General features: G+C 59.1%; 9 protein-coding genes and 3 pseudogenes. 9 read left to right on the top strand and 3 right to left on the bottom strand.

The annotated features are described in order from the left end of the window. Window positions 1-190: 190 nt before the first annotated feature. The 4 genes and pseudogenes from ABIF91_RS09420 to ABIF91_RS09435 all read left to right on the top strand — a co-directional run. Window positions 191-438, top strand: a pseudogene (locus ABIF91_RS09420) (IS6 family transposase); the annotation flags it as partial. Window positions 439-565: 127 nt separating this feature from the next. Beyond that, window positions 566-2,156, top strand: a pseudogene (gene istA, locus ABIF91_RS09425) (IS21 family transposase). Further along, window positions 2,065-2,928 (top strand): IS21-like element helper ATPase IstB, encoded by an 864-nt coding sequence (gene istB, locus ABIF91_RS09430; RefSeq protein WP_038952122.1) that lies wholly within the window; start codon window positions 2,065-2,067, stop codon window positions 2,926-2,928. The pseudogene istA and the gene istB overlap by 92 nt, the downstream one beginning before the upstream one ends. Window positions 2,929-2,939: 11 nt before the next feature. Next, window positions 2,940-3,074, top strand: a complete 135-nt coding sequence (locus ABIF91_RS09435) for a hypothetical protein (protein WP_256461376.1) — start codon at window positions 2,940-2,942, stop codon at window positions 3,072-3,074. 19 nt (window positions 3,075-3,093) lie between these two features. On the opposite strand, the gene ABIF91_RS09440 is transcribed toward ABIF91_RS09435, so the two are convergent. From ABIF91_RS09440 to ABIF91_RS09450, 3 genes and pseudogenes are all read right to left on the bottom strand, one after another. Then, window positions 3,094-3,264 carry a hypothetical protein gene (locus ABIF91_RS09440; RefSeq protein ID WP_018648285.1) on the bottom strand — a complete coding sequence of 57 codons (171 nt, stop codon included), beginning with the start codon at window positions 3,262-3,264 and terminating at the stop codon, window positions 3,094-3,096. Window positions 3,265-3,320: 56 nt separating this feature from the next. Further along, complete coding sequence (gene nopM / locus ABIF91_RS09445; protein ID WP_026312873.1) at window positions 3,321-5,066, bottom strand: T3SS effector NEL-type E3 ubiquitin ligase NopM; 1,746 nt, start codon at window positions 5,064-5,066, stop codon at window positions 3,321-3,323. A gap of 417 nt (window positions 5,067-5,483) precedes the next feature. Further along, window positions 5,484-6,004 (bottom strand): annotated as a pseudogene (locus ABIF91_RS09450) (IS66 family transposase); the annotation flags it as partial. 89 nt (window positions 6,005-6,093) lie between these two features. On the opposite strand from ABIF91_RS09450, the gene ABIF91_RS09455 reads away from it, so the two are divergent. The 5 genes from ABIF91_RS09455 to nifE all read left to right on the top strand — a co-directional run bounded on the left by ABIF91_RS09455 (window position 6,094) and on the right by nifE (window position 12,949). Beyond that, a protein-coding gene (locus ABIF91_RS09455) for an IS3-like element ISRj2 family transposase (RefSeq protein WP_129557670.1) occupies window positions 6,094-7,223 on the top strand; the annotation gives its coding sequence in 2 pieces (ribosomal slippage) (window positions 6,094-6,346 and window positions 6,346-7,223; 1,131 coding nt in all). 107 nt (window positions 7,224-7,330) lie between these two features. Next, window positions 7,331-7,780: an ATP-binding protein gene (locus ABIF91_RS09460; protein ID WP_424579112.1), complete on the top strand. Its 450-nt coding sequence runs from the start codon at window positions 7,331-7,333 to the stop codon at window positions 7,778-7,780. A 305-nt stretch (window positions 7,781-8,085) separates the two neighbouring features. Beyond that, window positions 8,086-9,588 carry a nitrogenase molybdenum-iron protein alpha chain gene (gene nifD, locus ABIF91_RS09465; RefSeq protein WP_011084552.1) on the top strand — a complete coding sequence of 501 codons (1,503 nt, stop codon included), beginning with the start codon at window positions 8,086-8,088 and terminating at the stop codon, window positions 9,586-9,588. Between the two features lie 65 nt (window positions 9,589-9,653). Next, the gene (gene nifK, locus ABIF91_RS09470; protein WP_424579104.1) at window positions 9,654-11,210 is read left to right on the top strand and encodes a nitrogenase molybdenum-iron protein subunit beta; all 1,557 of its coding nucleotides are present in this window, start codon (window positions 9,654-9,656) and stop codon (window positions 11,208-11,210) included. A gap of 92 nt (window positions 11,211-11,302) precedes the next feature. Then, the gene (gene nifE / locus ABIF91_RS09475) at window positions 11,303-12,949 is read left to right on the top strand and encodes a nitrogenase iron-molybdenum cofactor biosynthesis protein NifE (protein ID WP_028181780.1); all 1,647 of its coding nucleotides are present in this window, start codon (window positions 11,303-11,305) and stop codon (window positions 12,947-12,949) included. The last annotated feature ends 9 nt before the right edge of the window (window positions 12,950-12,958 follow it).

The following is a 12,958-nucleotide window of genomic DNA, read 5'->3' on the forward strand; positions in this document are numbered from 1 at the left end:
AAGTATTGGGGCGACTCGGGCTCGCGGCGATGCTCCATGATGTCGGGAAGCTACCATTCCGCTGACGCTGTTCGACAAGCCGGGCCGTCTAAATGAGGAAGACAGCAGACTGATCGAGACACATCTGGTCGATGGCTTCGGAAGACTCTGGATGGCGTTAAGTTAACGAATTGGAGCCGCCGAGGGGGTGGTGACGACCAGCACGCCGACCGCCCGGACCCCTCTTTATCGCCGCCATCGCTTCCCACCGGAAGTAATCAGCTATGCCGCTTGGTTGTATTTCCGGCTTCCTCTCAAGCTTGCGCATGGTCGAGGACGTGCTGAAGTGCTGGCGGCGCGTGGCATTGGCGTGACCTATGAAATCGTGCGCCAGTAGGACGAAAACTTCGGCAATGCGTTCTCCGATGGATCCGCTCGCGCGCTCCCGCTCGTTCAAACGACTGAGAGCATGCATGTGTTTCGGCATGGAATAAGGACCCCGTTTTCGGGGTGATCGGCATCCAATCGGGACCCCGGGATAAGGGTCCACAGTGGCTTCCATCGAGTCATGGAAGCCGAGGTTGGGATGCTGGTGGTGGAGACGATTGGTAAGATCCGTCGCGCCTACTTTGTTGATGGTCGTCCGATCAAGGCGATCTGCCGAGAACTTGGCGTATCGCGGAAGGTGGTTCGCAAGGTCATTCGTTCTCAAGCGACGGAGTTCCGGTACGAGCGCGAGACGCAGCCGCTCCCGAAGATGGGTGCCTGGAGTGCCGAGCTTGATCGGTTGCTGGCAGGGAATGAGAGCAAGGCGGCGCGGGAACGGCTGACGCTGATCCGGCTATTCGAGGAGCTTCGCGGCCTGGGTTATGCCGGCGGCTATGATGCGGTTCGTCGATACGCACGACGGTGGAGCAAGGAACGCGGCACCTCGACAGCGTCGGCTTATGTGCCGCTGAGCTTTGCACCCGGCGAAGCTTACCAGTTCGACTGGAGCCACGAGGTCGTCCTGCTGAGCGGCACCACGGTGATGGTGAAGGCTGCTCATGTCCGGCTCTGTCACAGCCGCATGCTGTTCGTGCGGGCCTATCCGCGGGAGACGCAGGAGATGGTGTTCGACGCCCACGACCGGGCATTCGCCTTGTTCAAAGGCACCTGCACCCGCGGCATCTACGACAACATGAAGACCGCGGTGGAGACGATCTTTGTCGGTAAAGGCCGTCTCTACAATCGCCGCTTCCTGCAGATGTGCAGCCACTATCTGGTCGATCCGGTCGCCTGTACGCCAGCGTCGGGCTGGGAGAAGGGGCAAGTCGAGAACCAGGTCGGGCTGGTCCGGGAACGCTTCTTCACGCCGCGGCTGCGGTTCAAAACCCTCGACGAGTTAAACGCCTGGCTGCTCGACAAATGCATCGCCTACGCCAAGGCTCATCGCCATCCGGAGCTGACCGATCAGACGATCTGGGACGTGTTCGAAGCCGAACGCCCCAAACTCGTTCCCTATGCCGGCCGCTTCGACGGCTTCCATGCGGTGACGGCATCGGTCTCGAAGACCTGCCTGGTGCGCTTCGACAACAACAAGTACTCGGTCGCAGCCAGCGCAGTCGGACGACCGGTCGAGGTTCAAGCCTATGCCGATCGCATCGTGATCCGTCAGGATGGACGTATCGTTGCCGAGCACCCGCGATCATTCGGTCGCGGCGAGACGGTCTACGACCCTTGGCACTATGTGCCCGTGCTGGTGCGCAAGCCCGGTGCCTTGCGTAATGGCGCTCCCTTCAAGGACTGGGTGCTGCCCGCAGCGATTGAGCGTGTACGGCGCAAACTCGCCGGTGCCGACGATGGCAATCGACAGATGGTCGACATCCTCAATGCGGTGCTGACAGACGGATTGCCCGCGGTGGAAGCCGCCTGCGCCGAGGCGGTCGCTCATGGCGTTCATTCCGCCGATGTCGTTCTCAATATCCTGGCCCGTCAACGTGAACCCGCCCCACCGGCCAACATCATGACGCCGGCCGCACTGACGCTCCGTCATGCACCGATCGCCGATTGTGCCCGCTACGACAACCTCCGGAGGACCATCTGATGGAACGAACCCAAATCTTCGACCTCATGGGCGAACTCAAGCTCTACGGCATGAAGGCTGCCTTCGACGAGATCATGGCAACTGCCGTTAAGCGCCAGCACGAACCTCAGCGCATTGTCGGCGACCTGCTCAACGCCGAGATCAACGAGAAGCAAGCCAGGTCGATCAAATACCAGCTCACCATTGCCAAGCTGCCGCTCGCCAAGGACATCGCCGACTTCCAGTTCGACGGCACGCCGATCAATCAGACTCTCGTCAATGATCTCGCTGACGGCGGCTTCATCGCCCAACAACGCAACGTCGTGCTGGTTGGCGGCACCGGTACAGGCAAAACACACCTGGCCATTGCCGTCGCCAGAAGTTGCATCCGCAATGGCGCTAGAGGACGCTTCTACAACGTCGTCGACCTCGTCAACCGGCTCGAGACCGAAACCCGCAACGGTCGGCAGGGACGGCTCGCCGAGCATCTGACCCGCATGGACTTCATCGTCCTCGACGAGCTGGGCTATCTGCCGTTCGCGCAATCCGGCGGTCAGCTCTTGTTCCATCTCATCAGTCGGCTCTACGAGCGCACCTCAGTCATTGTCACCACAAATCTTGCGTTCGGCGAATGGCCGAGCGTGTTCGGCGATGCCAAAATGACCACCGCGCTACTCGACCGATTGACCCATCACTGCGACATCGTCGAGACCGGCAACGACAGCTGGCGATTCAAAAGCCGCGACGATGTTCAAACAACCCGCGCTCGCGCCGTCTCCGCAACCCCGACCAGCTCCGACGACCCGAGCGCTACCAGCAGAGCACGCCGATCAAAGGGGTCCCTTTTGGAGGCCGATAGGGGGTCCCAGTCAAACGCCGATTGACAAGCATGCACTTGACCGACCGCGACAATCGCGATGATCAAAGCCGGTTGTTGACGCGTCGATTTCGCTCGCCCGAGGACGAGTACGAAGCAAAGGCGGCGCGCGGTCACGACAGAATTCCGGCGGAGCATTCCGCAGCCCGGTAGAAGGCCCGGGCATCCCGTCTTACAAGGAATCGGCAATGAGGCTGCGCGCCGACCATTTCATGCTGCCGCACACCGTGCGATCTTCACGGCGGTAGATGCGTGCTGCCTCAACGGGCCGCGCCTCAGCCTCCTCGCTCGAGCGCCAATCGGCAATCGTCAGCTCAAAGATGATGTCGATTGCAGGATCCATCTTGAGGCAGCGCCACAGAGCAACGAAGAATATCCCCGCGGGACTGTTGGGAAGTCTTATTGTTCTAGGCCGCGCTCTGCGAGCAGCCGGTGCATGACCTCGCCTTTGATCTCGCCTGCGATTTGGTTTCGGACTTGGGCTCCGAGCACCCGCTCGGCATCGACGTCGCCCACCAGACCATGTTCGGCCAGTCGCTGATCCAGACGGCTTTGGAACTCTTCGCCCATGGCTTCGACGAGCCGGTCTTGCATCGCTGCATGTTCGTCTGGAGCGATGCGCCTCAGCACCGTCTCCCAGGGTTGCCAGCGGCTTGCCATGAAGTCGGTGAACTGGCTTGCTTCCCGCTCCCGGACCAGGTCGAGCGCCTCCGTCGCATCATCCTCGCTTACGTGAGAGACCGCCAGGAAGCGCATGTCAGGGGCGACGTGACTGAGCTCCAGCGGCTCGCGCAGCCGATGTTGATAGGCCAGGTAGACTTCGATGTCGTCTACGTTCGGGTTGCCGCTGGCGAGCGAGTTGATCCTGTCGCGCGCGATCTCGTCCAACGCCTCCAAGCGGAACGCAACACGGCCGCGCTGGATCAGATCGCCAAGCCGATCGTCATATACCCCGTCCTCGACGTCAGCGTTGAGGCGCGCGGTCTGCATACCATTCCAGTGCAAGGTGACACGATCCTCGCAGCTCGCGTTGGCCTCGGACGCCTGCGCAAAGAACTGCTCGCGCAATGTCGGATTGGCGGCCGCCTGCTGCAGATCATCAGCCACTGCCTGCCGAAACTCGTCATTGCCGTAGTTCACGGTCTCTCGTAGCCTCTCCAGGAACTGCGCGTAGTCCTGGGCGCCTGGCTCATCCGCAAAGTGCTGCCATTTGGCCAGCGTCGCCGGGTCGTCTGCGAGCCATTGCGCGGCAGCCTCATATAGAGATTGCTGCGCAAGCTGCGGTGGCGCTTCAGCCGTCGCCAGATTAGCGAGGACGTCGTCCGGCAGCGGGTTATCCCCGAACTCGAGGTTCTCCAAATGCGGGTAGCTGAGACTAAGATTCGGTACACGCCCCTCAAGAAGATCCTCAGGCAGGCTGGTCAGCCGGTTACCGCTGAGATTGAGCGATTGGAGGGTGCTCGGAAGGGGGGCGGGGAGGTCGGCCAATTGATTGCTGCTGACATCGAGTTCAATGAGCCCCGATGGGAGGTAGTCGGGGAGGTCGGTCAGCTGATTGCCACTAACCGCGAGCGAGGTGAGCCTGCTCGGGAGAGCGTCCGGCAGGCTAGTTAGTCGGTTGTCGCTTGCGTTCAGGATCTCGAGCCCAGCCGGAAGGTTGGCCGGCAGACTGGTCAAGCTGTTATCGGCCACCTCCAGCCGAGAGAGGGTCGCCGGAAGAGCGTCCGGCAAACTGATCAACCGGTTATGGCTAATGAGAAGATGCTGAAGACCGGGTGGGAAGCTAGCGGGCAGGCTGCTTAGCTCGTTGTGCCTGGCGCGCAGTTCCAGCAATCTTGGCGGCAGGGCGGCGGGCAAAGCGGTCAGGGAGAGGGAGGACAAATCCAGCGAGTGCGAGCCAGTGTTGTCCGCCCCCCTAATTCGTGCGCGTCCCTGTCGCCGATTCTCGGCTTCGCCCTGCCCCTCTTCGGCCGCCCAGTTGTCCAGCAACTGCGCGCGCGCGGAGGCCGGGGTCCGATATCCTGTCATGGCTTCGAGCAAATCCGCCACGGCTCGGCTGAAGCCGCTGAGGTAACTTTCCTGCTCCCCCTCTTCAGAAGCGGCCGAGGAAGAACCTGCACTCCACTGAGCCTGTCCTGTGTTCATCAATATCTCCATCGCCAAAACAAGAATACCCCCGCTCCTCAAGGTCGCGAAGCAGGCCGGGTGTCATGATCATTGTTCACACGAGCCCAAACGCGCAAATGGATCGATACTGCTGCGAGGCTTCCTGCCATTTCGTTGACCAGATAAGTCCCGGAGGGCCGTCAACGTGGCAGCGTTCTGCCCTTAGCAGGCCTACCTGTCGATAAGCTGACGAATGTCGCTGCAAAACCCCGGGTCGCCGGTTGCCAGCGGTGACCGAAGCAAGCCCGGTTTGAGGTTGAACCGGTCAAGCTTCGCAAAGACCAGCTTGGCCCCCATTGCCTTGGCATGGGCACCGCCAGCGCTTACGCGTTCGGAGCGCCTGCCACTCTTCGTTGCCACGTACTCGGTCGAAGGGTAAGCGGCAAGCTGCGGCCGTCAGGCGGCGTGGTTCCATGGCATAAGCGCGTCGATTTCGCCGCTCGGCCAGCCGTTGGCGATACGCTGAGGCGTTAGGCTGAGCCAGGCGCACGGATCGACGTTATTCATCTTTGCTGTCTGCAGCAGTGTTGCGATGGTTCGCCCAGGTTCGTCCGCCGCCGTCGCTACCGGCAAAGAGGCTATTCTTTCTCGTAATTGTTTGTGGTCAGATGGCGCGTTCAACGATGTTGGAGTCGAGCTCGATGCGAACCATCAGTCTGGAAGCGTTCGAAGATGGCACGGCGCGAGACGGCATAGCGGATTGCCTCAGCCAGTTTTGATTTTCCGGAAATCCGCCGCAATGTCTGCTGCCAGAGATCGAAGAGATCTGCGACGACCGCTGTGGAGGCTTGCTGGCGCGCGGCAACGCCTACGTCGGGGCTTTGACCGCGTATGGTCTTCTCGACCTGCCAGAGCTTCGCCATCCGCTCGACCGTCGCCGTTGCCACTTTCAAGCTTCCTGCAACATGCAGCTCATAGAGAGCTGGCCCCGCAAATTCGGACAGTAGCTTGAGTGGATTTTCTGCCTGACAGCGGCGAGGATTCTTGCTGCGAATCAGGAGCGAAGATGACGAAGAAGAGCCGCCGGACGCATTCTCCGGCATTCAAGGCGAAGGTTGCTTTGGCTGCGGTCAAAGGCGACAAGACACTGGCGGAGCTGGCGCAACTGTTTGATGTTCATCCGAACCAGATCACGATCTGGAAAAACCAGCTCCTGGAAGGCGCCGCCGGCGTGTTTGGGCATGACAAGACATCGGCCGAGACGCCGGTCGATTTGAAGGCGTTACATGCCAAGATCGGCGAGCTGGCGTTGGAAAACGATTTTTTGTCCGGCGCGCTCACCAAGGCGGGCCTGCTGAGCGCAAAGCGATGATCGACCGCGATCATGATCTTTCTATCGTGCGCCAGGCGAAGGTCCTGAAGCTGGCTCGCAGCACGGTCTACTATGAACCTCGGCCAGTTTCGGCCGAGGACCTTGCCTTGATGCGTCGGCTCGATGAGCTGCATCTCGATTATCCCTTCGCGGGAGCGCGTATGCTGCGATCGTTGCTGCGGCGGGAGGGCGTATACGCCGGTCGCCGCCACATCGCGACGCTGATGAAGCGCATGGGGATCGAGGCGGTCTATCGTCGCCCGAACACGAGCAAGCCGGCTCCGGGTCACAAGATCTACCCGTACCTGTTGCGCGGATTGAAGATCGAGCGGCCCGACCATGCGTGGGCAATGGACATCACCTACATTCCGATGCGGCGTGGCTTCGTCTATCTCGCGGCGGTCGTCGATGTGTTCAGCCGACGGGTCCTGGCCCATCGCGTCTCGATCACAATGGAGGCGGCCTTCTGCGTCGAAGCGGTCCAGGAGGCGTTGGCGAAGCACGGCAGGCCCGAGATTTTCAACACGGATCAGGGCAGCCAGTTCACCAGCCTCGAGTTCACCGATGTGCTGCTGGACGCGAAGATCGCCATCAGCATGGACGGCAAGGGCGCCTGGCGCGACAACGTGTTTGTCGAGCGGCTCTGGCGCACGGTCAAATACGAAGAAGTATATCTCCGCGCCTACGACAGCGTGTCCGAGGCGCGAGCGTCAATTGCCAAGTATCTGGCCTTCTACAATCAGGGACGCCCTCACTCGAGCCTTGACGGGCGCACGCCCGACGAGGCTTACTTCGGCACGCAAGCTATGGTGATGGCCGCATGACCGTCGCCGACGGTTTTGTCGTCGCTCTGGTCGGGCTACGCCCTCCCGACGCAACGACAAAACCGTAAAGCCCCGCGTTCAGCATAACCCGGCAGGAATCCACTTAAATCCAGCGGGGCGCTGTCCAAACAACCGGGGCCAGCTCTATTGCCTATCAGGCGATCCTGCAAAGCCACAAGGTCCAGTATCTTGAGACCGACGACTTCTTCCACCGCTACGCCCTGAACTCTCCGGCACAACGCGAGGTCCGGCTGCGAACCATCATCGACTGCGATCTCCTCGTGCTGGACGATCTATTCCTCGCACGCGCCATCCCCGACGACGCCGGCACTTTGCTGCAGACCCTGATCCATCAGCGTTACAAACTGCGCCGCAGCGTCATCGTCACCTCCAATCGCGTCGTGCAGGATTGGGGGGCATACCTTGGGGACAACACTATGAGCACGACGATCCTCGATCGCCTTATGCATCATTGCCATCTGCTTGAGTTCGACGGACGCAGCTATCGGCTCAAAGAAGCCGCTGAAGCTCTTGCCCGGGAAACAAACTCAAACTAACAGTCCCTTGTCCTGCCTCGCGGGTGGAGGAATTTGACTGACCACACCCGGAGGAATTTGAAGTGACCCGCGGGGGCCGTGAATTTCACGCGCGGCCGCCTTGTTCCATTTCGAACACCGCCAAACCAAGAGTCCCTCGCAAAGGCGAGATGTCGGATTCGCAACAACAGCCCGTCACCGTACAAGTCGCGCTAAGAAACTGTTGTTGTTCTAGTTTTAGTGCTCATGAGACCCTGGCATGCCGGTTGCAAAGTCTTGGATCAAGAAGCCGCCCTCCCAACAGCTAACCTTTTAAAGGACACCAGATGAGTCTCGCCACGACCAACAGCGTCGCAGAAATCAGGGCTCGCAACAAAGAGCTGATCGAGGAGGTGCTGAAGGTCTATCCGGAGAAAACCGCGAAAAGGCGTGCCAAGCACCTCAACGTGCACCAAGCAGGTAAGTCGGACTGCGGGGTGAAGTCCAACATCAAATCCATACCCGGCGTGATGACGATAAGAGGGTGCGCCTATGCAGGGTCGAAGGGGGTGGTCTGGGGACCAATCAAGGACATGGTTCATATCAGCCATGGCCCGGTTGGCTGCGGCCAATATTCATGGGGCTCGCGGCGCAACTATTACGTTGGCACCACGGGCATCGATAGCTTCGTGACTCTGCAGTTCACCTCCGACTTCCAGGAAAAGGATATCGTATTTGGCGGCGACAAGAAACTGGACAAAATCCTTGATGAAATCCAAGAGCTGTTTCCACTCAACAACGGCATTACGATACAATCAGAGTGCCCGGTAGGGTTGATCGGTGACGATATCGAGGCGGTGTCAAGGGCGAAATCCAAAGAATATGGAGGCAAGACCATCGTGCCGGTCCGTTGTGAGGGCTTTCGGGGTGTGTCGCAGTCACTAGGCCATCACATTGCAAACGATGCGGTACGCGATTGGATTTTCGGGCATATCGAGGCCGAGGGCAAACCAAAGTTCGAGCCGACACCATACGATGTTGCGATCATCGGAGACTACAATATCGGCGGCGATGCTTGGTCATCGCGAATTCTGCTTGAAGAGATGGGACTGCGGGTAATCGCGCAGTGGTCCGGCGACGGTTCACTGGCCGAGCTCGAAGCAACGCCGAAGGCAAAGCTCAACATTCTGCATTGCTACCGTTCCATGAACTATATCTCACGCCACATGGAAGAGAAGTTCGGCATCCCTTGGTGCGAGTACAACTTCTTCGGACCTTCAAAGATCGCGGACTCACTGCGCAGGATTGCGGGTTATTTTGACGACAAGATCAAGGAAGGCGCCGAGCGAGTGATCGAGAAGTATCAGCCGCTGGTGGACGCCGTGATTGCAAAATATCGCCCGCGCCTCGAGGGCAAGACGGTGATGCTGTACGTCGGCGGCCTTCGTCCGCGTCATGTGATTGGCGCGTACGAGGACCTCGGGATGGACGTCATTGGCACTGGCTACGAGTTCGGTCACAACGACGACTATCAGCGCACAGCTCAGCACTACGTGAAAGACAGCACCCTCATCTATGATGACGTCAATGGCTATGAGTTCGAGCGCTTCGTCGAAAAACTCCAGCCTGATCTTGTCGGCTCAGGCATCAAGGAAAAGTACGTTTTCCAAAAGATGAGTGTGCCGTTCCGGCAGATGCATTCGTGGGACTATTCGGGTCCATATCACGGTTATGACGGCTTTGCGATCTTCGCGCGCGACATGGACATGGCCGTCAACTCGCCAATTTGGAAAAGAACGAAAGCTCCCTGGAAGGAAGCGCCGAGCGCCAAGCTCCAGGCTGCAGAATAACGCAACTCGTCTCGCTCTCCGGGAAAGCCCGGGCGATTCCAATCTGATAGTGAAGGATTTCACCGATGCCGCAGAGTGCCGAACACGTGCTCGATCATGTCGAACTGTTCCGCGGTCCAGAATACCAGCAAATGCTGGCGAAGAAGAAGATATTCGAGAATCCGCGCGATCCTGCCGAGGTCGAACGTATCAAGGAATGGACCAAAACGGCCGAATATCGCGAAAAAAACTTCGCGCGGGAGGCGCTGGCGGTAAATCCGGCGAAGGCGTGTCAGCCGCTTGGCGCCGTATTCGCCTCTGTCGGCTTTGAGCGCACGCTGCCCTTCGTCCACGGCAGCCAAGGCTGTGTGGCCTATTACCGCAGTCATTTGTCGCGGCACTTCAAGGAGCCTAGCTCCTGTGTCTCTTCATCAATGACGGAAGATGCTGCCGTATTCGGCGGTCTGAGCAACATGACCGACGGGCTCGCGAACAGCTACAAGATGTACAAGCCCAAGATGATTGCGGTTTCCACAACCTGCATGGCCGAAGTGATCGGCGATGACCTGAACGCCTTCATCAAGACGTCGAAAGAAAAGGGCTCGGTTCCGGCAGACTTCGACGTGCCGTTCGCCCACACGCCCGCATTCGTTGGCAGTCACGTCACCGGCTACGACAATGCCCTCAAAGGCATTCTGGAGCATTTTTGGGACGGCAAGGCCGGAACAGCGCCGAAGCTGGAGCGCAAACCGAGTGGAGCGATCAACATCATTGGCGGGTTCGATGGATATACCGTCGGGAACCTTCGCGAGATTAAGCGCATCTTGGAATTGATGGGCGTCCAGCACACAGTTCTCGCCGACAATTCTGAAGTGTTCGACACTCCGACAGACGGCGAATTCCGGATGTATGACGGTGGTACGACGCTGAAGGATGCGGCGAACGCGATTCACGCCAAGGCGACCATCTCCATGCAGCAATGGTGCACGGAAAAAACGCTGTCATTTGCGGCAGAGCATGGCCAGGACGTTCTATCCTTCAACTACCCGGTAGGCTTATCAGCAACGGATGACTTTATCGTCGCGCTGTCACGCATCAGCGGCAAGGAGATTCCGGAGCAACTCGCGCGAGAACGTGGCCGCTTGGTTGATGCCATTGCCGACTCAAGCGCTCATGTTCATGGCAAAAAGTTCGCGATCTATGGCGATCCGGATCTTTGCTATGGATTGGCTGCGTTTCTGCTCGAACTCGGCGCCGAACCGACCCATGTGCTGTCCACCAATGGCAACAAAGCGTGGCAGGAGAAAATGCAGGCGCTGCTTGCAAGCTCGCCATTTGGACAGGGCTGCCAAGTCTATCCGGGGCGGGATCTCTGGCACATGCGTTCACTCTTGTTCACCGAGCCGGTCGATTTTCTGATTGGCAACACCTATGGGAAGTATCTGGAGCGTGATACCGCAACGCCACTGATCCGCATCGGCTTTCCGATTTTCGACCGGCATCACCATCACCGCTCCCCCATATGGGGCTATCAGGGCGGTCTGAATGTGCTGGTCAAGATCCTGGACAAGATCTTCGACGAGATCGACAACAAGACCAACATTCTTGGCAAAACCGACTACAGCTTCGACATCATTCGTTGATGAGCAACTACACGTGCCATCGTCCAGGACTGGACGATGGCACGAGCACATAACGGTTGAGTTTACAATTTGTTGCCCTGAGAGGAAGCAGGATGAGTTCACTGGCGGCCACGGTCCAGGATATCTTCGACGAGCCGGGCTGCGCCAAGAATGGCAGTAAGTCTGAGGCGGAACGCAGGAACGGCTGTACCAGACAGTTGCAGCCGGGTAGCGCTGCGGGTGGCTGTGCTTTCGACGGCGCGAAGGTTGCGCTGCAGCCGTTCACCGATGTCGCTCACTTGGTACATGGCCCGATCGCGTGCGAAGGTAATTCCTGGGACAATCGCGGCGCGGCGTCGTCCGGCTCGGATTTGTGGCGCACCGCTTTCACAACCGATTTGAGCGAAACCGATATTGTATTCGGAGGCGAGAAGCGGCTGTGCAAAGCGATCAAGGAGATCATCGACAAGTGCGATCCGCCCGCAATCTTCGTCTATCAAACCTGCATCCCGGCGATGATCGGCGATGACATCAATGCAGTCTGCAAGGCAGCGTCGCGAAGATTCTCAAAACCGGTGATCCCGATCAATTCTCCGGGCTTCGCCGGTTCGAAAAACCTCGGTAACAAGCTCGCGGGCGAAGCCTTGCTCGACTACGTGATCGGCACGCGAGAACCGGACTACACCACGCCGTACGACATCAATCTGATCGGAGAATACAACCTTTCAGGAGAGCTCTGGCAGGTGAAGCCATTGTTAGACGAGCTTGGAGTGCGAATTCTCTGCTGCATTTCGGGCGATGGCAAATACCGCGAAGTCGCTTCATCTCATCGCGCGCGGGCGGCAATGTTGGTGTGCTCAAAATCCATGATCAACGTGGCACGCAAGATGGAGCAACGTTACGGGATCCCATTCTTCGAGGGGTCGTTCTACGGTATTCAGGATTCAAGCGAATCGCTACGCCAGATCGCCCGCTTATTGGTTGAGCGCGGCGCCCCGGCAGATCTGCTCGGGCGCACCGAAGCGGTGATCGCGCGCGAGGAAGCGCGGGCGTGGGCTGCCATCCAGCCGTACAAGCCGCGACTCGAAGGCAAAAGGGCCTTGTTAATGACCGGCGGTGTCAAGTCATGGTCGGTCGTCTCGGCGCTCCAGGAAGCCGGGCTGGAATTAGTCGGAACCAGTGTGAAGAAATCGACCATGGAAGACAAGGAGCGCATCAAGGAGCTCATGGGGCAGGATGCCCACATGATCGACGACATGACTGCGCGCGAAATGTACAAGATGTTGAAGGACGCAGAAGCGGACATCATGCTATCGGGCGGCAAGTCGCAATTTGTCGCGCTGAAGGCGGCGGTGCCATGGGTCGATATCAACCAGGAGCGTTGCCACGCCTATATGGGCTATGCCGGAATAGTCAAGCTGGTGGAGGAGATCGATAATTCGCTCTCAAGCCCGATGTGGGAGCAGCTACGTCGGCCAGCGCCATGGGAGGCTTTGGCCAAAGCGCGGGAGCAGATGCAATCGTCCATGGCCGCGATCGCCGGCGATCCGGTCCTCGCCGAAACAGCGCGCCGCGCGAGGAATATCTGCGTGTGTAACAGGGTTGATCTGGGCACGATTGAGGACGCAATCTCCGTGCACGGCTTGAGGAGCGTCGCAGCGGTCCGAGAGCATACCAATGCGGCCGGTGGCTGCTGTCAAGGACGCATCGAAGGTATGTTGATGTCCGAGCCATCTGATATGCGACAGGCCGCAGAGTAGGGAGTCGCC

This window comes from Bradyrhizobium sp. USDA 241, assembly GCF_049739505.1.
Classification (GTDB): Bacteria; Pseudomonadota; Alphaproteobacteria; order Rhizobiales; family Xanthobacteraceae; genus Bradyrhizobium; species Bradyrhizobium liaoningense.

Excerpts from the sequence above, each read along its gene's own strand:
- istB (WP_038952122.1), top strand. The coding sequence starts at position 2,065 with ATGGAACGAACCCAAATCTTCGACCTCATGGGCGAACTCAAGCTCTAC.
- ABIF91_RS09440 (WP_018648285.1), bottom strand. The coding sequence starts at position 3,264 with ATGGATCCTGCAATCGACATCATCTTTGAGCTGACGATTGCCGATTGG.
- nifE (WP_028181780.1), top strand. The coding sequence starts at position 11,303 with ATGAGTTCACTGGCGGCCACGGTCCAGGATATCTTCGACGAGCCGGGC.
- nopM (WP_026312873.1), bottom strand. The coding sequence starts at position 5,066 with ATGAACACAGGACAGGCTCAGTGGAGTGCAGGTTCTTCCTCGGCCGCT.
- nifD (WP_011084552.1), top strand. The coding sequence starts at position 8,086 with ATGAGTCTCGCCACGACCAACAGCGTCGCAGAAATCAGGGCTCGCAAC.
- nifK (WP_424579104.1), top strand. The coding sequence starts at position 9,654 with ATGCCGCAGAGTGCCGAACACGTGCTCGATCATGTCGAACTGTTCCGC.